Origin of the sequence: Erythrobacter aureus, from assembly GCF_003355455.1 — a bacterium.
Taxonomy (GTDB): domain Bacteria; phylum Pseudomonadota; class Alphaproteobacteria; order Sphingomonadales; family Sphingomonadaceae; genus Qipengyuania; species Qipengyuania aurea.
On sequence record NZ_CP031357.1, the window covers coordinates 913,474 to 933,537 of the forward strand.

Annotated in this window: 14 protein-coding genes and 1 tRNA gene; 12 read left to right on the forward strand and 3 right to left on the reverse strand. The window is 62.8% G+C overall.

Features of this window, described 5'->3' with window-relative positions:
- The first annotated feature begins 13 nt into the window (after positions 1-13).
- From DVR09_RS04560 to DVR09_RS04570, 3 genes are all read left to right on the forward strand, one after another.
- Complete coding sequence (locus tag DVR09_RS04560) at positions 14-997, forward strand: hypothetical protein (RefSeq protein WP_115415891.1); 984 nt, start codon at positions 14-16, stop codon at positions 995-997.
- Positions 998-1,058: 61 nt separating this feature from the next.
- Positions 1,059-3,149: a RelA/SpoT family protein gene (locus DVR09_RS04565; protein ID WP_115415892.1), complete on the forward strand. Its 2,091-nt coding sequence runs from the start codon at positions 1,059-1,061 to the stop codon at positions 3,147-3,149.
- Complete coding sequence (locus tag DVR09_RS04570; protein WP_115415893.1) at positions 3,146-3,511, forward strand: VOC family protein; 366 nt, start codon at positions 3,146-3,148, stop codon at positions 3,509-3,511. Before DVR09_RS04565 ends, DVR09_RS04570 begins: the two co-directional genes overlap by 4 nt.
- Here DVR09_RS04570 and DVR09_RS04575 read toward each other — a convergent pair.
- Entirely contained in the window at positions 3,508-3,822 is a 315-nt protein-coding gene (locus DVR09_RS04575) for a DUF1905 domain-containing protein (protein WP_115415894.1), read from the reverse strand. The genes DVR09_RS04570 and DVR09_RS04575 overlap by 4 nt on opposite strands.
- Positions 3,819-4,880, reverse strand: coding sequence for a peptidylprolyl isomerase (locus DVR09_RS04580; protein ID WP_115415895.1), 1,062 nt, complete (start codon positions 4,878-4,880; stop codon positions 3,819-3,821). Before DVR09_RS04580 ends, DVR09_RS04575 begins: the two co-directional genes overlap by 4 nt.
- 308 nt (positions 4,881-5,188) lie before the next feature.
- On the opposite strand from DVR09_RS04580, the gene DVR09_RS04585 reads away from it, so the two are divergent.
- From DVR09_RS04585 to DVR09_RS04625, 9 genes are all read left to right on the forward strand, one after another.
- Positions 5,189-5,279, forward strand: a tRNA-Ser gene (locus tag DVR09_RS04585).
- A gap of 341 nt (positions 5,280-5,620) precedes the next feature.
- Entirely contained in the window at positions 5,621-5,932 is a 312-nt protein-coding gene (locus DVR09_RS04590) for a hypothetical protein (protein ID WP_115415896.1), read from the forward strand.
- 435 nt (positions 5,933-6,367) lie between these two features.
- Positions 6,368-8,017 carry a bifunctional helix-turn-helix transcriptional regulator/alpha/beta hydrolase gene (locus DVR09_RS04595; RefSeq protein WP_115415897.1) on the forward strand — a complete coding sequence of 550 codons (1,650 nt, stop codon included), beginning with the start codon at positions 6,368-6,370 and terminating at the stop codon, positions 8,015-8,017.
- Positions 8,018-8,192: 175 nt separating this feature from the next.
- On the forward strand, positions 8,193-11,129 hold the full coding sequence (locus DVR09_RS04600; RefSeq protein ID WP_162814844.1) for an autotransporter outer membrane beta-barrel domain-containing protein: 2,937 nt from the start codon (positions 8,193-8,195) through the stop codon (positions 11,127-11,129).
- A gap of 140 nt (positions 11,130-11,269) precedes the next feature.
- Positions 11,270-13,135 carry a DUF294 nucleotidyltransferase-like domain-containing protein gene (locus DVR09_RS04605; RefSeq protein ID WP_115415899.1) on the forward strand — a complete coding sequence of 622 codons (1,866 nt, stop codon included), beginning with the start codon at positions 11,270-11,272 and terminating at the stop codon, positions 13,133-13,135.
- Complete coding sequence (locus DVR09_RS04610) at positions 13,128-13,802, forward strand: exonuclease domain-containing protein (protein ID WP_162814845.1); 675 nt, start codon at positions 13,128-13,130, stop codon at positions 13,800-13,802. Before DVR09_RS04605 ends, DVR09_RS04610 begins: the two co-directional genes overlap by 8 nt.
- 116 nt (positions 13,803-13,918) lie before the next feature.
- On the forward strand, positions 13,919-14,197 hold the full coding sequence (locus tag DVR09_RS04615) for a DUF4212 domain-containing protein (protein WP_115415901.1): 279 nt from the start codon (positions 13,919-13,921) through the stop codon (positions 14,195-14,197).
- 10 nt (positions 14,198-14,207) lie between these two features.
- On the forward strand, positions 14,208-15,983 hold the full coding sequence (locus tag DVR09_RS04620) for a sodium:solute symporter family protein (RefSeq protein WP_115415902.1): 1,776 nt from the start codon (positions 14,208-14,210) through the stop codon (positions 15,981-15,983).
- Positions 15,984-16,086: 103 nt separating this feature from the next.
- Positions 16,087-19,458: a hybrid sensor histidine kinase/response regulator gene (locus tag DVR09_RS04625; protein WP_115415903.1), complete on the forward strand. Its 3,372-nt coding sequence runs from the start codon at positions 16,087-16,089 to the stop codon at positions 19,456-19,458.
- Here the strand turns inward: DVR09_RS04625 and DVR09_RS04630 are convergent.
- A complete protein-coding gene (locus tag DVR09_RS04630) occupies positions 19,428-20,063 on the reverse strand; it encodes a response regulator transcription factor (RefSeq protein WP_115415904.1) in 636 nt (211 codons plus the stop codon). The genes DVR09_RS04625 and DVR09_RS04630 overlap by 31 nt on opposite strands.
- Between the last annotated feature and the right edge of the window lies 1 nt (position 20,064).

Here is a 20,064-nt window from a genome sequence, read left to right on the forward strand (position 1 = left end):
AGGGAGACTTGCCATGACATCTCGCCTCGCCGCCAGAACCGCGCCGATACTGCTGCTGCTAGCCCCGCTGCTGGCAATCCTGGCGGCCCGGCTGGCAACCCATAGCGACATCGCCGCCCGCCATCCGCGCACGGCTGCAATCCTGTTTCTCTGGATAGCCGCCGACGCGCTGGCACTGGCGCTGATCGCGAAGGCCCCACGCAATAGGCCTGGCTTGCGGGCTTTGCTGGGTGCGATTGCGGCGGGGTGCATCGTCGCCACACTGGCTGCGGCGGCGCCGGTGCGGGCGGCCTTGCTGGACATGCAGGGTGTGGTCATCGCGATGGCGCTGACCGTTGCGGCCTATCTCGGCTGGAGCTTCGTTCTTGCCACGCGGGCATTTCTGGCCACCCGTTCGGTAGAAGCTGCCGCCAGTGAAGTCCTTCCCGCAAAACTCGTGCAGTTCGCCGCCCATGAAAGCGCGATGATGCGGATGGCACTGTTTAGCTGGCGCGCGCGGCCGCATGTCCCTGAAGGTGCACGGGGTTTCGCCTATCACCGCGTGATTAATCCGATGATCGGCGTATTTCTCGTGCTCCAGGTCATCGAAATTGTGGTGGTCGATCTGCTGGTCAGCCACTGGAGCGAGCGGGCGGCGTGGGTGCTCCTGGCGCTGGGTATCTGGGGCTTCCTGTTCCTCGTCGCGCTGATGAAGGCTTTCCGGCTCTATCCGGTGCTATTGCGGGAAGATGGCGTGCAGGTGCGTGCTGGAACGGCAATCGATCTTTTCGTCCCCTTCGATGCGATCGCAGAAATAGAGCCGACGATTTCCCACGCCGAAACGCAGCAGAAGGCCGTGTTGAACGCGGCCATCCTTTCCCATCCCAATGTGGTGCTGCGGTTGTCGCGCCCGCTCGAATACCGTCCCTTGTTCGGGAAATCGCGGCAGGTTCATCGGGTAGCCTTCCGCCTGGACGAGTCGGCGCCCTTTCTCGAAGCGCTATCGCAGCGGATTTGATCGCGCGGCTCAGCATTTTTCGTTGCATTGCAGCAGGGTTTGCCCACATCGTGAGCACAGGATGCTGCGCCAGTACGAACTCGTAGAGCGGGTCAAGGAATACGACCCCGACGCCGACGAGGCGATGCTCAACCGCGCCTATGTTTATACGGTGCAGAAGCACGGCACGCAGACGCGGGCGAGCGGAGACCCCTATTTCTCGCATCCGGTCGAGGTCGCGGGCCTGATGACCGATCTGAAGCTCGATCAGGAAACCATCGCCACCGCGCTGCTCCATGACACGGTCGAGGACACGCTGGCGACGATCGAGGACATCGAGGCCAATTTCGGCACCGATGTCGCACGGCTGGTCGACGGCGTTACCAAGCTTTCCAAGATCGAGCAGATGCCCGAGAACGAGCGCGCGGCGGAAAACCTGCGCAAGTTCCTGCTCGCCATGAGCGAAGATATCCGTGTGCTGCTGGTCAAGCTGGGCGACCGGCTGCACAATATGCGCACGCTGCATTTCATCAAAAAGCCGGAGAAGCGCCAGCGCATCGCACGCGAGACGATGGATATCTATGCCCCGCTGGCGGAGCGGATCGGCATGTATGAATATATGCGCGAAATGCAGATGCTCGCTTTCGAGCAAATAGAGCCCGAAGCCTTCAAGACCATCACCCAGCGCCTCGATCAGATCCGCAACGAGGATGGCGGGCAAGTCGATGCCATCGCGCTCGACATGAAGCATGCGCTGGCCGAAGCCGGGATTACCACCGAGGTTTCCGGCCGCGAGAAACATCCCTATTCGATCTGGCGCAAGATGGCCGAACGGCATGTCAGCTTCGAGCAGGTCACCGACATCATGGCCTTCCGCATCATCTGCGAGGACGTATCCGATTGCTACCGGGCGTTGGGAGTGCTCCACACGACGTGGCAGTTCCTGCCCGGCAAGTTCAAGGACTACATCTCGACGCCCAAGAACAATGGCTATCGCTCGCTCCATACGTCGCTGATTTATGGCAAGTCGATGCGGGTCGAGGTGCAGATCCGCACGCGCGAGATGCACCGGCTGAACGAATTCGGACTGGCGGCGCATTGGGCCTATAAGCAACACGACCGTCCCGATGGGGAGGTCGGCTGGCTGCGCGACCTGATTGAGATCGTCGATGCCAGCCACGATCCCGATGAGCTGCTCGAACACACGCGGATGGCGATCTATCAGGACCGCATCTTCGCCTTCACGCCCAAAGGCGCGCTGTTCCAGTTGCCCAAGGGGGCCACCCCGGTCGATTTCGCCTTTGCCGTCCATACCGATCTGGGCGCGCAGACCGTTGGCGCCAAAATCAACGGACGGCACATGCCGCTGCGCACGCAGCTCAATAATGGCGACGTGGTGGAGATCATCAAAAGCGATCAGGCCGATCCGCAGATGAGCTGGCTGGGCTTCGTCGTCACCGGCAAGGCGCGTGCCGCGATCCGCCGTGCGGTACGGCTCAAGGAACGCGCCGAGGTGGCCGAGATCGGCAAGAAACTGTTCGACGAGATCGCTCTGCGCGTGCCCGCCAAGATCGGCAAGAAGGCGCTGCGCGAGGCCCTCAAACGGCTCGAAATGGAAGAAGACGAAGATCTCTTCTACGCCATCGGTGCGGCCAAGATCGAAGACCGCACGGTCATGGAGGCGCTGGTGCCGGGCTGCACGGCGGAGCTCGAAAACGAACCGGACTGGGCGAAGAGCGGCAAGGCTTTGTCGATTCGGGGGTTGACGCCCGGCGTGGGTTTCCAGCTCGCCGAATGCTGCCACCCGGTTCCCGGCGATCGGATCGTGGGATTGCGCAAGCCGGGCGAGGGAGTCGAGGTGCACACGATCGACTGCAGCCGCCTGGCCAGCGGGATCGACAGCGACTGGCTCGATCTATCGTGGGGCAAACGTTCGCGCGGGGCTGTCGGGCGGCTGCGCGTGACCCTTTACGACCGGCCGGGGACGCTGGCCGAAATGGCGGGCATCTTCGCGCAGAACCACGTCAATGTGACGAGCCTGGAGCAAACCCAGCTCGATCATCCCTTTACCACTTACGAGATCGATCTCGAGGTGCAGGACGTGCCGCACCTAACACGTATCCTTAGCGCATTGCGGGCCAGCGATTCGGTGGCCCAGGCGGAGCGCGTATGAGCCCGATCACGGGCATAGACCACGTCCAGCTCGCCATGCCGCATGGCGGCGAATCGCATGCCCGGCGCTTTTGGATCGATCTGATGGGGTTGGAAGAGGTGGCGAAGCCCGCGAATCTTGCGGTGAATGGCGGCTGCTGGTTCGAAGGTGGGGGTGTCGCGATCCATTGCGGTGTGGAAGAGGGCTTTCTTCCCGCACGCCGTGCGCATCCCGCCCTGCTGGTCAGCGATCTCGCTGCTTTGGTGGAGCGGCTGGGCAAGGCGGGAATCCGCTTCAAGCCGGGCAAGGAGCTGGACGGCTATATTCGGGGCGATATCGCCGATCCCTTCGGCAATCGTATCGAATTGATGCAAAGGGTTTAGAGCAGTTCGAGTGTCAGAACGGCTTCGTCGCCTGCCACGAGATCTTCTGCCTTCAACACCTTCTTGCCCACCAGAAGCCACCATTCTCCCGTTTTGGAAGGGAAGACCGAGGTCTTCCAGCGCGTTTCGCCGATCGTGGCCATGACCTTGACCGATCCGAAGCCGCGCCTGCCGCCCAGTTCCAACCGGCGGATGCGTTCGTGCATGGCGATCGCCTCGGCCGCCGCGCCATCGATCGTCAGCAGATGGTAGGTCGCCTTTTCGCCCTGCCAGCGGGTCACGGGTCCGCGAAAGGCGAGCGTCTCGTTCAATCGGCCACTCGCCGCACGGGCACCGGGATGTTGCAGATATCGGCACCGCCAGCCGGTACGTTGAAGAACGGATCGCGGCGATTGGCCCGCGCATCGGCATAGCGCGCGAAGGTCTCGCCCCCGGTGGAGAGGTATTCGAAGGCAGGTCGCTCGGCTTCGGGCAGGTCGCTGGCAACGCGCACCGAAAGGATTGGGACGCGCTTGCTCTCGTCTTCGTAAAAACCGAGCTGTCCCTTGCCGCGCGGCAGCGAAGAAAGGTGCTCTATCCCTTCCACGATGCGCCCGACCAGCGCGATATTGCGGTCGAGATGGCGCGGCGCATGGCCGATGACAGTATAGAGTTCCGCCCCCGTGCCTGCATCGGGCGCCAGGTTCCGGCCAACGCCGACCATGCCATAGCAGTGCACGGGCCAGGCGATGTCCCGGTGTTTGGGTTGGAATTCGGCTTCCATGCCGACCGGCCACCCCCCGATATAGGCGGTTTCGAGTGCGTAGCTGTCGCCCTTCTGGCGTGACAACGCCTCCCGAAACTGCGCTCCGTCGGGGATGATTCCTTGTTCCACCAGCCCCTTGATCCAACTCGTCCGCAAGACTGCGCTGAGCGGGTAATAGGATGGATCCCCGCCCGGATCGCGCGGGTACTCGAAGACGTAATCTCTCTCATGCGTCTCCGCGAGCCCTTCCGGCAGCGGTTTCGCCGCTCCATCGGTTTCCGGATTGTCGTAATTCGGATCGCCCCACTGCACGACGTAATTGTCCTGAACGCGGTTGACGGTGATGCCGTCGTACCACTGCGCGCGTGCGAGCGTGCGAATGTTGTCGACCCAGCTCTGGCTGAAGGGTTCTGGCATAAGCTGGATGACGACGGTGCGTCCCGACCCGTTTGCCGCAGGCGCCAATGTCATCACGATGAGGTCTTGCGCCGGGATATCGAGCCACTCTTCCACCGGAGCCTCGGCCACGATCTGGTTGGGCGAGGGCGCTGCGGGCGCATCCTGCGCCAGAGCGGGAGAAGTGAGCGCAAACAGCGCGGCGAGCGAAATCAGCGGCTTCGTCATGGCGGAAGCGGTGCCACCAAGCGCGCCAAAACGAAAGCCCCCTCTCGCACATTGTAGGGGCGGGAGGGGACTTCGAGGTGGTGTTCGCAGGGTATGCCTGATCCGCGCAGCACCGCCACTAGGGACGGTTGTACACCGAATCCGCATTTTGAGAACCTTTGCGTTCCGCTTCGGCTTGCGAAACCCACCGGTCGCCGCTAGACGCGCGCGTTCTTGGTTGGCCTACCGCGTTGTGCGCTGCTCGAGGCCGGGCTCGCTGAAGCGGGTCCCGCGCTCGAGTAACGAAGTGGCAGCGCAACCGAGAATGCGGAGCAGTGGCCGAGTGGTCGAAGGCGCACGCCTGGAAAGTGTGTATACGGTAACCCCGTATCGAGGGTTCGAATCCCTCCTGCTCCGCCATTTCACCCCCTGCGCCGAAGACGGGAAGGCTGCGATCGGGTGCCAGTATCCCATATGGGATATTAGGCCTTCGCTTCCTGCCTGATAGCCATCCTCTCACAAGCAGCGCCAACGGGCGCTGGTCGGTTCGAGATGAATGGGAGGGCCGTATTGCCCCGTGACGTGTCATATGCGCCGCAGCGAAGTGCTGTGCCGGGATAAGGCGGGTTCACCCTTCATCGAGTTCTTCGAAGCGTCACCGGCGATCCGCAGCGCTTCGTTGCGCGGCGGCGGACCATCTCGCCCCTCCAGGTGCAGACCCGTCGCCGCTTCGGCATTCAACAAGCGAAAGGTCCGTTCACATGCGTATTCCAGTTATCGCCCTCTCGATCACGCTAGCAATCGGGACAATGCCTGCTTTCCTGGCGCCCCTCTCGGCTCAACAATCCTCGGTCGAGGTCGTCAAGGACGGTTCGTGCCCCACGGGTTTCAAAGCGAGCGGATCGTCCTGCAAGTCTTCGGGCAAGGTTGCGATCGTTCGGCTGGGGTCGTGCCCTACCGGCTTCAAGAGCTCGGGAAATTACTGCGTCGGTGATAAGGGCGATTATGCAGAGGTGCGCGATGGATCGTGCCCCTCCGGTCTCAAGTCCTCGGGCCGCTACTGCATCAAGTAACCGCAATCCGAAGAACGCGGCGGGCAGCATCGTTCAGACACGGTGCTGCCCATTTTCCATGGCTGCACCGATACGCAATGCGTGGCGCTTCGCCCTCGGCAGGATGCTCGGCGCGTCCTCCCAACGATAGGGCAGTTTCGCGGATCGATGGCGCGGCGGCCGTGTCACTCGCCAACCCTTGTCTGCGTTCTCACGCAACCGTCCGGGACGGGGAGGGGCCGTTCGCGGATACGAACGGCCCCGGCGGGACGAACGATGACAAGCATCATCACGGGTCGCAACTGTGTCCCGCCAAGTAAAATGCCCGGCCAGTCCACCACTGTATAGGAGTGGGTTTTATTTGCGCGCATGTCCCAAATGGGACATTCCGGGGTTGTTCGATCGGCCCTAGTTCAGCTTGCTGACCATCTCAGTCCAGCGGATCGCAACGCTCTTATGCCTATCAAACTCAACTCGACCCAGCTCGAGGACGTGGTCGCACAGACCTATTCGGCAATTGCGCGCCCTGACCGTGTGATCGAATTGCTCGGGACGGTTTCCCGGTTTCCCGAACGCAGTGCCGACAGCACCAGTGCGCTCGAAACGCATCTCGCGAATGCTGCCAGCATCATCGATCAGATGTATCCGCACAATGCCGACGATCTTGCCGCGCTGGATACCCAAGGCGATCGCGTGCCGGATAGCGATCTGGCAATGGATGCCGCGCAGCGGGTCGTTCATGTGAACACCGCCATCCTGGCCGACCCGGCTTTCATACCCGGCCAGTTCCTGCCCGATTGGGTACTCGACGGCGTGGGCAGGGGGGTGCCGGAACGAGAGTGCCTGCCACGCAACGAGACCCCGCGACTGGTGCGCCTCCATTGCAGCGAGGACGATGTCGATGGTAGCTGGTTCATGGTTCGCCGCGAAGAACTTAGCGAAGGGCTGCGCTATCATTTCTTCGCCGTTCGCATGCAGTGGGACGACCGCCACGGCCTGAGCTTTCAGGACGCCCTTGGCCTTTCCGACGTGGAAACCATGCTTTTGCGCCACTTGGTTCGTGGAGGCACCCTGCGCGGTTTCGCCGATCGCCGAGATCGCTCACTGGGTACAGTGCGCAATCAGATGAAGGTCCTGCAGCGCAAATTGGGCGTCCGTTCGAAAGAAGAGGTGCTGCTGCTTTATGCCGGTTTCGCGAGCACCATGGATGGGAGCGCCAACCGCACCAGCCCGGCGCCGCATGAATGCACCAACCTCCTTCATTCAGACGATGGCAGTATCGCATGGGAAGAGATGGGCGATCCACAGGGCAGGCCGGTGGTGTTCTTTCATCCGCTGGAAGGCGCGTTGATGCCGAACCGGGCCGAACGCGCTTTCCGACAGCACGGTTTGCGGATCATCGCCCCATGGCGTCCGTTTCACGGTGACACATCCGGCGAAGGGTTCGGCCAGGACGGAATCGAATCCTTCGCAGCAAAGCTCAGCGGTTTGCTCGAACAGCTCGATGTGTCACGCGCCACGGCCTTCGCGACGCAGGCGGGCGCACCGTATATGATGGCCTGTATCAAGCGGTCGCCGGCTATTTTCGATCGCGCGATCGGCGCAGGAGCATTCCTACCGATCGGAACCGAAAGCGAAATGGGCCTGATCCCAGCCAGCCACCGAATGTCGATACGCGCCGTTCGTACCGCCCCCGCCGTTGCCCGGATGTATCAGCGGGGCATGCTGGCCGCGATCGGCAGCGGGTCTTTCCACCGGTTCGTCGAGGACTTCTACGATGGGTATCAACGCGAACTGGACGCCGTACGGCATCCGGAACTGCTGAGCGTTTTCCGGCGCGCTGCCAGCTATTCCATAACGAGCACACTCGATGGCCCGATAGATACGATGCAGTTCTGGGCGAGCGACTGGTCGGAGCTGTTTGCCGATATCGAGGTGCCGCTGTCGCTTATGTATGGCACTCACGACGCGAACATGCCTCGTGCGCTGGTCGAAGCGGTCAGCGCTCGGCTCGGCCTGCGGCGCGCCAGCTTCATCGAGAATGCGGGCAGCTTTCTGCTGATGGACAGCCCCGAGGCAGTCGCACGGCTGCTGTCGGAACGGTAAACGAAACCGCCCGGCATTTTGGCGACGGTGACTCGGGGGAGCTTGGTACCGCCCGGTACCGTGCGCGGCCCGCCCGACCCACCCAGAGAGCGTTTCGTAATGTCCCATCTGGGACATGCCGTTGTATTTCCCGGCTCTTTATTCGGAACCCCAGTTTCCAAACCAGGGGTTATGCATGTCTGCCAAACGTATTTTTTCCGCAATCGCACTGTCTTCCGCATCCTGTCTCGCACTTGCTACTCCAGCCAAGGCGGTCACGGGAAACAGTCCGATCATCCAGGGTTTTCAGACCGCGGGTTCGATCTGCCGGATCAATTTCCGTTACACGGTCAGGGGATCCGAAAATGATTTCAATCAGAACGATCTCTTTCACGAGGTTCTGACCGATGCGGGCGGCGGCAACATCACGACCCCGCGGCTGCTCAGTGTTCTGACCAGCGGGAGCCGTTCGCGGGCCACGCAGATCGATCTGTCGTCTGCCGGATTGCGAGGGGGCGGCAGCGCGCCCTATGTCGCGATCTACGATACCGATGCGGCCGGTACGCGCGAGCAGTTGGTCGGTCGCACCCAGGTGAACCTTGCGCAGATGGCGTCCGTACAGGGCGAATGTGCGGCAGTGGCACGGAAATTCGGCTATGCGGCAAATACCGCGCCGGTTACCGAGGCCGGTGCGGATCAATCCGTCACCGCCGGATCGCAGGTGACGCTCGATGGCAGTGGAACCAGCGATCCCGACGGCGATACGCTGACCTATAGCTGGACGCAGGTTTCCGGCCCGTCGGCTGCCATCAGCAACGCCAATCAGGCGGTGGCCCAGGTCCAGACCCAGGCCGGCCCTTCGGCAACATATGTTTTCGAACTGACGGCAACAGATCCCAGCGGTGCGTCGAACAGCGATCGGGTGACTATCCAGACGCTTGGACAGGGTGGCGTGGTCGTACCCGTGAACAGCCCGCCTGTAGCCGATGCCGGGCCGGATGCCACTATCGCTTCCGGGGCAACGCTGGTTCGGTTGGATGCTACAGGGTCAAGCGACCCCGATGGTGACACGCTGAGTTTTCAGTGGACACAGGTTTCCGGTCCAAACGTGACTTTGCGCAATTCCAATCTTGCCAACGCCACCTTTAGTGCTCCTTCCGGGATCGCCGCGCAGCAGCAGCTCGTTTTCCAGGTCACCGTAACCGACCCGGGCGGGCTATCTGCCACGGATACAGTGACTTATACCGTTAGCGGCAATCGCGCTCCGGTGGCCGATGCCGGTAGCGACAGGACGGTTGAAGGCGGCACTGCCGTCACGCTGGATGCCACGAGTTCTTCGGATCCCGACGGCGACACGTTGAGCTACAGCTTTCGCCAGACGGGCGGGCCGAATGTGGCTCTGAGCGGCGACAACACGGCCACGCCAAGCTTCACGGCCCCTCTCGGCACGCCGACCGCACAGACATTGACCTTTGAAGTCACCGTCGATGATGGACAGGAAACGGCGACGGACAGCGTGGTCGTCACGGTGTCGCCAAACAGTGCGCCGAACGCCGATGCAGGCGCGGATATCGGACCTGTCGACGAAGGTAATTTGGTGACCTTGAACGGGTCGGCATCGAGCGATCCCGATGGCGATAGTGTCAGCTATAGCTGGACGCAGATTTCCGGCCCGTCGGTGGTGCTGGCCGGTCGCACCAGCGCGCAAGCCAGCTTCACCGCGCCCGGCGTCAACGGGACGCAGGATCTGGTCTTCGAACTGACGGTCGATGACGGCCAGCGACAGTCGACCGACCGGGTGCGTGTGAGGGTGCGGGAACGCGGTTCGATCACCATTGTTCAAAGGGTGATCGGCGACGATGTGACGGTTGGGTATTCAAGCAATGTTCCCGGCCTTGCCGCCCAACTGACCACGTCGAACGGTATCGGAAAAATCACCGCCACCGATGTCAGCGCCGGCAATTACAGCTTCAGCGTGGATGACCTGCGAGTGCAGGGTTATGCCCTGACGGCTCTCGCCTGTTCGGATACCGACAGTATCGTGACCAGCGGCGGCGGCTCGGGTTCGGTGGCGATCGCCCTGTCTCCGGGCGAAAGCCTGACCTGCACCGTGACGCTGGCCGATACGCGCAGCGCCGCGCAGCGGGCGATCGGCGAATTCATCGGCGGGCGTAATGCCCTGCTGCTCGCCAACCAGCCGAATTTCCAGCGCCGCCTGGACCGGGTGAAGGGCCGGCAGGCCGCCGGTGGCAGCGCGATGATCGGCCAGGTTCCGGTTCCGGGAAGCGGCAATCTTCCGGCGCAGGTCAATGTCACGCGATCGAGCAAGAGCATCTCGACCAGCCTGGCGATGGCGCAATCCGCGCTGGGTGGCCCTGATGGTGGGGGCAAGCTCGACATCTGGTTCGAGGGCTCGCTGGCGGATGTCTCGCTAGGCAATAATCGGGGCGAGTTCGCATTGGGCTATTTCGGGATCGACTATCTGGTCCAGGACGGCCTCCTGATCGGTGCACTGGCTCAATTCGACCGCTTCGACAGCGACGATGCGTTGGCGACCGGGCAGAGCGAAGGGGATGGGTGGATGGTCGGCCCATATCTGACCGCCCGGCTTGCACCGCGTTTCTACATCGATGCGCGTATTGCTTTCGGTGGATCGGACAACAGCGTCTCGCCCCTGGGCACTTATGCCGACGGATACGAGACCGACCGTATCCTCGCCAGTGCTTCCGCGATTGGCGATCTGGATCTAGGCGATGGCTTCACATTGTGGCCCGAACTCGGCCTGCGCTATATCCGCGAGGATATCGATGGCTATGTCGATACGCTTGGCGTGGCCGTGCCCGATGCGGTGATCGATCAGGGTGAACTCGCGCTCAGCCCGCGGCTGGATTATCGCTCGATCTCGCAAGAGGGGTGGGTTTTCGCACCTTACGCCGAGTTCGAAGGTGTGCTGACTTTCGGTGCGGACGCCTTCTCGGCGGTCGATAACGGTCTGCGCGGCCGGGGCGCGCTGGGGCTCGACATCTCCTCGCCGGGCGGCCTGCGGTTCGGCGTTTCGGGCTTCTACGATGGTATCGGCGAAGACGGTTTCGAAGCCGCTGGTGTGACGGCGACCGTATCGCTTTCATTCTGATCGCTGCAAGTCGACAAGACAGAAGGGGCGTCGCGAGCCATGCTCGCGGCGCCTCTTCTTTTTGGCCTTCCCGCCTGCCGAGATGAGAATAAGACGAAGGTCGATGCGACTTGAAACCGGATCGGTGCTAGGTTTCGCGCATGGCCAGCGAACCCCGCGACATCGAAGCCTTCATTCGCGCCACCGCGCCGTTCGATCGCCTCGATGCGGAACAGATCGCCCCCATCGCGCGCGCGGTGATGGTGCGGTATTTCCGGGGAGGCGAGACGATCCTGGAAGCGGGCTCGCACAATGACTGGCTGTATATCGTCCGTTCGGGCGCGGTGGAGCTTCGTCTGGCGGGCGAGGAACTGACCGCGCGCATCGGCAGCGGGGGTATCTTCGCTTTCCCTTCCTTGCTGCGCGGAGGCGAGGTGAGAAACGAGGCCCGCGCTATCGAGGATACGCTGGTCTATCTCTTGCCTGCCGCCGAATTCCATCGCTTGCGCGAGGCATCGGCACGGATTCGCCAGTTCTTCGCCGAAAGCGAAGGCGAACGCATTGGGAATGCCGTTCGCGAACTCAAGCTCAAGCGTTCGGGCATTCTGGAAGAAACACCGATCGGTGCGCTGGTCCGCCACCGCACAACGGTATCCTGCGGGCCGCAAACATCGATCGAGGACGCGGCGCGGCTGATGAGCCATCGCGATGTCAGCACTCTGGCGATATGCGACGATGACGGGCACTTGCAGGGGATTTTCACCGACAAGGATCTGCGCAATCGCGTGGTGGCCATGGGCCATGGTCTCGACCGGCCCGTAAGCGAAGTCATGACGCCGAACCCGCGAACCCTGCCGGAAAGCGCCAGCATATCGGAAGCCATGGCGATCATGGCGGCAGGCGGGTTCCGGCACATTCCCACGATAGCCCCCGATGGGGAGCTTGGCGCAATCCTCAGCGCGACCGATATCCTTGCCCATCTCGGTGACAGCGCGATCGATACCGGCATGCTGGTTGCCAAGGCCGCCGAACCGCAGGCGCTGATTGCCGCCGCGCGGCGGATCCCGGAAGGGTTCGCTCGAATGCAGGCCGGCGGCTTCCATGCCGACCATACGATGCGCTTCACCTCGGCGCTGGGCGAAGCGGTGCATCGCCGAGCCGCCGAGCTTGCAGAAGCGGAGCTTGGTCCGCCCCCGGTCCCCTATGCCCTCATGGTGTTCGGTTCGCTCGCCCGGGGTGAACAACTGGTCGGATCGGACCAGGATAACGGGCTGGTCATCGATGATGCCGTCGACGATGCCGGGAGGCGCTATTTCGAGGGCCTGGGCACCCGTATCTCGGACCTGCTGCACCAGGCCGGTTTCGTCTATTGCAAGGGCGGGATCATGGCGAAGAATGCCGAGCAGCGCCTGACTGCGAGCGAATGGCGTACCCGCTATGCGCGCTGGATTCACGATCCCGATGAAGACCGGATTTTGCGCGCCACCATCTTCTTCGACATGCGCGCCGTTCACGGCAAGGTGGATCTAGAGCACAGTGTGCGCAGCGAGGTTCTCGCCCAGGCGCGGGCCAATCCCCTGTTCCTCAGCTATCTGGCACGCGATGCGCAGCGCAGCCGGGTTCCCCTGGGCATTTTCCGCAATCTCGTGCTGGAAAAGGCGGCCGATGGGCATAAGGTTTTCGATGCCAAGGCGCAGGCCATCCTGCCGGTGATCGACATTGCCCGCACATTTGCGCTGGCCGAGGGGATCGACGCTGTAGGCACGCTCGAAAGGCTCGTAGCGCTTGCCGGAAGCGGCAAGATGGCGCGGGGCGATGCGGAAAGCCTCAAGGACGCTTTTCTCCTCGTCAACGAACTGCGCATTTCCCACCAGGCCGATCAGATCAGGTCGGGGACGGAACCGGACAACGAAATCGCACCAGACGCGCTGTCTCCGCTGGAACGCGACTATTTGAAGGATGCTTTCTCGGTCATCAGGGCGGGTCTCGAATCGCTACGGCGCAATCTGGCAGGCGGCATTGCGTGAACGGTTCGGCAGGTGGCGTTTCGAACGCGGGCTCAAATCCTGCCGCGCGGCGGACATCGACCTGTTGCGATCCTATGCCGACGCCGAATGGCCATCGCGCGATACCCCCATTCACGAAGCGCGGCTGATCGCCCTGGATTTCGAACTCGATGGGCTGGGGCCGCGCGCCCATGTCCTCCAGGCCGGCTGGCTCCCTGTCACGACCCGCGGCATAGAGATCGGCGGCGCGTGCTCAATCGATGTGCGCAGTATGCGACGTCTCGATGCGGATGCGGTCACGGTGCACGGTATCGGAGAGGACCGGGCGCAATCGGGCGAGGCTCTGCAAGACGTGGCGAGCCGGTTCCTGCGCGATCTGGCGGGGCGAGTGGTCGTGGCCCATGGGGCTTCGATCGAAATAGAGGCGATCCGCCGGATTTCGAAAGCGCTGTTCGGTATAGCCGTTCCCGTGCGTTCCATCTGCACATTGGCGCTGGAACGGCGGCTGAGCCCCAACCGGATCGGCAATGACGGCTATCGGCTCGCTGCGGCACGCAAACGCTATAATCTACCGGATTATCAACAACATGATGCGCTGTCCGATGCCCTGGCGGCGGCAGAACTGTTCCTCGCACAGCTCACCCGAATGGCGCCCGTGCCTCGCCTCGGTTCGCTTGAGACCTGGTAGCCGCCCGCTTCATTAGACTTATGTCGCGCTCGTGCTTGCACGACCATGCCCATAGCCTGCTTGCGCGACGGTCCCGAATCTGCGGGCGTGCGAAAACAATATGGAAGGGGGAGGCGATGGCCGACGAAAGCGAAGTCCACGAAACCAGCGAGGCGGAGGGTGCCTACTGGCGTGACAATATCCGGTTGCTGGTCAGTCTGATGGCGATCTGGTTCGCCTGCTCGTTCGGCGCGGGCATCCTGCTGCGCGACTGGCTCGACCAGTTCATGCTCGGCGGATACCCGCTCGGCTTCTGGTTCGCCCAGCAGGGCTCGATCTACATCTTCATCGCACTCATCGTCTTCTACGTCGTCCGGATGAAGAAGCTCGAGCGCAAATACGATCTCGACGATTGAGGAGGCGATCATGGATACACAGACCCTGATCTATATCTTCGTCGGCCTCAGCTTCGCGCTGTATATCGGCATCGCGATCTGGTCGCGTGCCGGGTCGACGAAGGAATTCTACGTTGCCGGTGGCGGGGTGAACCCGGTCGTCAACGGCATGGCCACGGCGGCCGACTGGATGAGCGCCGCCAGCTTCATTTCGATGGCGGGGCTTATCGCTTTCCTCGGCTATGACGCGAGCGTCTATCTGATGGGCTGGACCGGCGGCTATGTGCTGCTGGCGCTGCTGCTGGCGCCCTATCTGCGCAAGTTCGGCCAGTTCACCGTGCCCGATTTCATCGGCACGCGGTACTATTCCAAGGCTGCGCGCGTGGTGGCGGTGATTTGCCTGATTTTCATCAGCTTCACTTACATCGCGGGTCAGATGCGCGGTGTGGGGATCGTCTTCAGCCGCTTTCTCGACGTACCGATCACGCTGGGCGTCATCATCGGCATGGCGATTGTCTTCGTTTATGCCGTGCTCGGCGGGATGAAAGGCATCACCTACACGCAGGTCGCGCAATATTGCGTGCTGATCTTCGCCTATATGGTTCCGGCCTTCTTCCTGAGCTTCATGATAACCGGCAATCCCATCCCGCAGATCGGGCTGGGTTCGACGGTGAATGACGGCTCCGGTCTGTATGTGTTGCAGAAACTCAATCTGGTGCTCACCGATCTCGGCTTCGGGCAATATACCGACGGCTCGAAGAGCATGATCGATGTGTTCTGCATCACGCTGGCGCTGATGGTCGGCACGGCGGGCCTCCCGCATGTGATCGTGCGGTTCTTCACCGTGCCCAAGGCATCCGACGCCCGCAAATCGGCCGGCTGGGCACTGGTGTTCATCGCGCTGCTTTACACCACCGCTCCGGCAGTGGGTGCCTTCGCCCGCCTCAACTTCATCGATACGGTGAACGAGACGAGTTATTCCGAAGCGCCTGGCTGGTTCAAGAACTGGGAACGCAACGATCTGATCGCCTTCTACGACAAGAACGAAGACGGTGTGATGCAGTATCGCAGCGGAGATTCGATCATCGGAGCTCCCAGCTATGCCGAAACGACGGCGGCTGCGGGTCAACGCGCGCTCAACAACGAACCCGACATGACCAGCGAGAACGAGGTCTATGTCGATCGCGACATCATGGTGCTGGCCAATCCGGAAATCGGGAATCTGCCGGGCTGGGTGATCGCGCTTGTCGCGGCGGGCGGCCTTGCGGCGGCCTTGTCCACGGCAGCGGGGCTGTTGCTGGTGATATCGAGCTCGGTCAGTCACGATCTGCTCAAATCGACCTTCAAGCCGAACATTTCGGAAAAGGGCGAGTTGCGCGCCGCGCGTATCGCGGCGACGGCAGCGATCGTGGTCGCGGGTTATCTCGGCATCTATCCGCCCGGATGGGTGGCGCAGGTGGTCGCCTTCGCCTTCGGCCTGGCCGCGGCCAGCCTGTTCCCGGCCATCTTCATGGGCATTTTCTCGAAATCCATGAACAAGGAAGGGGCGATCGCGGGCATGGTGACGGGTCTGGCCTTCACCTTCGGCTACATCTTCTACTTCAAGCTGGCGAACCCGGCGGCGAATGTGGCGGAGAACTGGCTCTTCGGCGTGTCGCCCGAGGGGATCGGCGTGGTCGGCATGGTGCTCAACTTCGCCGTCGCGATCGCGGTGTCGAAGGTAACGGCGAGCCCGCCGATGGAAATCCGCAAGCTGGTGGATTCGATCCGCGTCCCGCGCGGTGCGGGTGATGCCCACGCGCACTAGGCTCGGGCCGGAGTGAAAGGAGGGGGCGGCACTTCACGGTGCCGCCCCCTTCCTTGCATTGCGCGGCGACTGGGATAGTCTGTTTGCGGGAGGGCAATCGGCCATGCTGTTCGGGACGGCGATCGCTGCCGCGACGCTTTATCTTGTTGGCCTGTTCTGGCTGGCGGCGCGCCAGGACCGCGCAGCCGATGCGGGCAAGACGCTGCCGCCACGCCAGCGCGACTGGGTCTATGGGCTGAGCCTTGCGGTCTATTGCACCAGTTGGACTTTCTTCGGCGGCGTGGGCACTGCGGCCACTGCCGGGTGGCACTATCTTTCGATCTATCTCGGGCCGGTTCTGGTGTTCACGCTGGGGTTCGGCCTGGTGCGCCGTATCCTGGCGCAGGCCAAGGCGCAGCATTCCACCTCTATCGCCGACTTTCTTTCCGCCCGCTACGGCAAGAGCGCCGTGGTCGCCGCGCTGGTGAGCCTGATCGCAACGGTCGGTTCGCTGCCCTATATGGCGTTGCAGTTGCAATCGGTGGGCAGCTCTCTGCTCGCCCTCGATCCGGGCCTTGAAGCCAGTGTCACGACCGACGAGCTGGTCCTTCTGGTGGCGGGCAGCATGGCGTTGTTCGCGATTCTCTTCGGCTCGCGTCGCGGTGACCGGTCAGGCGACAACAACGGTCTCGTGATCACTATCGCGGTTGAATCGGTGGTGAAGCTTGTCGCGCTGGTTGCGCTTGCCGCCTTTGCGGTGGTTTTGCTGACGGGCGCGCCGCAAGGCTTCACTCAGGTGGTGTCGCCGTTCTCCGCCTTGCAGCTCGATGCCCGTTTTGCGATCCTTACCCTTACGTCGGCATGTGCGGCATTGTGCCTGCCGCGCCAATTCCACATGGCATTCGTCGAGGCGCAGACCGATCGGGCGACACCCACCATGCGCTGGCTGTTTCCCGCCTATCTGGTCGTCACGTCGCTGGTCATCGTGCCGATCGTGCTGGCCGGACTTTCGGTCCTGCCGCAATCGACCAATGCGGACATGATCGTGATGGCTCTGCCGCTTGCCGCTGGCAGCGATGCCCTTGCGCTGCTGGTGTTCATCGGCGGCTTTTCCGCTTCCACCGGGATGATCGTCGTCGCCAGTGTCGCCCTGTCGACCATGATTACCAACGATCTGATTTCGCCGCTGCTGTTCAGGCGCGAACTGACCGGCAGCGGCGATCGCACCCGTCTTGCCGCGCGACTGCTCATGGTCCGGCGCCTGGTCATCGCCGGCCTTCTGTTCTTCGCCTATCTCTTCTATCTGGGGTTCGGAGCAGCGGCCAATCTGGCCGGACTTGGCACGCTGGCCTTTGCCGCCGCGTCCCAGTTCGCCCCCGGGCTGGTGATCGGCATGACCAACCGCCACGGCAACAAGGTCGGCATGGTTTCCGGTCTCGCGGCGGGGTTCACCTGCTGGCTGGTCCTGCTGATCTACCCTGCGGCGACCGGTCAGGCTCCCATCTTCTCGATCCATCCTGACATGTTGGTGTCGGGCGTTATCCTCAGCCTGGGCGCGAATATCGCGGCCTTCTGGTTCGGCTCTGCCGTCGGACGGGAGACGCTGGTCGATGCGGCACAGGCGGCGACCTTCGTCGGGGCTGCCGCGCCAGGTGGGAGGCCCGCCTTCACAACCGCCAAGCGGATCGCCGATATTCGCTTGCTGCTCGCCCAATTCGTCGGAAAGAGACGCGCGCGGGCTTCGCTCGAGGCGATGGGCAGCGGCCTGCGCGACAGCGATCCGGCGAGCCCGGAAATCTTGAGCATGGCCGAACGGCTTATCGCCGGCGTGGTCGGCAGCTCTTCGGCCCGCATGTTGATGACCAGTTGGTCGCAAGGCGACCCCGTGCCGCTCGAACAGGTCGTGGCGATGTTCGACGAAACGAACCGCCGCCTGACCTTCAGCGGCGATCTGTTACGACTGGCGATCGAGAACATCGATCAGGGAGTGGCGCTGGTCGATGCGGAGATGAAGCTGGTCGCCTGGAACAGCCGGTATCAGGAAATGTTCGCCTTGCCCGATCATCTGGCCAGCGTCGGCACCTCAATCGCCGACCTCATTCGGTACAATCTGCAGCAGAGCGGGATGCCCGAAGAGGAGATCGAGGAGCAGGTTGCCCGGCGCCTCGACCACATGCGCGCAGGCCGCCAGCATCGTCTCGAGCGGGAACAACCCGACGGGCGGATCATGCGCATCGTCGGCAATCCGGCACCGGGCGGCGGGTATGTGACCAGTTACAGCGATATCACGGCCGATCGCCGAGCCGAACAGGCGCTGGAACAGAAGGTTGCGGACCGGACGCGCCAGTTGAGCGAAGCGAACGCCGCCCTGGAAGCGGCGACCCGCTCCAAGACCCGCTTCCTTGCGGCGGCCAGCCACGACCTGATTCAGCCGCTCAACGCCGCACGTCTGTTCGCGTCCGCGCTGGGCGAAGAGGTGCGCGGACGCGATCAGCTCGTCCGGCTCGTGCGGGATCTCGATGGCTCGATCAGTTCCGCCGATCGCGTCATTCGCACCTTGCTGGATATTTCGAAGCTCGATGGGGGCGGCATCAAGCCGCGGCCCGAACCCGTGGCGCTCAATGACATTCTCGACGAAATGGAACGCGAATTCGCGGTCCAGGCACGCGACAAGGGCCTCGATCTGCGGCGCGTGCATACCAGCGCCTGGGTGACGACCGATCGCGGGCTGCTGACCAGCGTGGTGCGCAATCTCACCAGCAATGCCATCCGCTATACGCGCAAGGGGGGTGTTCTTCTGGGTGTGCGGCGCTCTGGCGAGGAGGTGGAACTATGTGTCTACGACACCGGGCCGGGCATTGCGGAAGACGATGTCGAGCGCCTGTTCGGCGAATTCCAGCGGGGAGAGTCCGGCGATCGGGAAGGCCTGGGTTTGGGCCTGGCCATTGTCAGGCGTATCGCATCCCTGCTCCAGGCCGAAGTGGTTACCCGGTCGGTCCGGGGATCGGGCAGCCGGTTCGCCGTGCGGTTGCCCGTTTTGCGCCGAGGCGCGCGCGCCGCGCCCGAACGGATGCGACGGGCATCGACTTTGCTCGACGCGAAGGTTCTAGTTGTCGACAACGATCCTTCCGCACTCAGCGCAACCGCTGCATTGCTCGGCAAATGGGGCCTTCGGGTTGTCTGCGCATCGGGCAAGCAGGAGGCGCTGGCGGTTGCGCCTACCGCGCCCGATGTGGTCATCATGGATTTCCGTCTCGATGGCCGCGACCGCGGCGATGGTGTCTTTGAAGACTTGTGCAAGGTCTGGAACGCGCGCCCACCGGCCATCCTGCTGACCGCCGAGGCGGGTGAGGAGACGGGGCAGGCCGCCGCGCGCATGGGGGCCAATCGCCTGCTCAAGCCGTCCTCGCCCGCAGCCTTGCGCGCGCTGATTTCCGATTGCGTGGCCCGCCGTTCGGCCACAGGTCAGTCCGAAGCGGGTTCGGCCTTTTCCTGATCGACATCCAATTTGGCGGCCATCAGCACCGCCTGGGTCCGGTTGACCACGCCAAGCTTGCGGAAAATGGCGGTGATGTGGGCCTTCACCGTCGCTTCGCTGATATCCAGCTCATAGGCGATCTGCTTGTTCAACAGCCCTTCGCTGAGCTGACCGAGAATACGCCTTTGCGCGGGGGTAAGGCTGGCGATCTTCGCCAGATCGTCATCGGTTTCGGCATCGTTCGGCGGAAACCAGGGATCCCCTTCGCGTACGCAGGCGAGTGCTTCGCGTATTCGATCCAGGCTGGCCGACTTGGGAATGAACGCGGCTGCGCCCAACTGATTCGCAGCCGCATAGACGCGCGGTTCCTCGCTCGCCGAAATGATCGCCACCGGCAGGGCGGGAAAGTCCTGCCGGAAATCCATCAAGGCGGTAAGCCCGTTGGAATCCTCCATATGCAGGTCGAGCAACAGTGCTTCGGCCCCGGCCTCGACTTCGCGCCGCGCCTCGCTCGCGCTCGATGCCTCCACGATCGTCGCATCTGGCCAAACCTTTGTTACCGCATGAGTCAATGCCGTGCGGAACAGCGGATGGTCATCGGCGATGATGATGCGTTGGGCCATA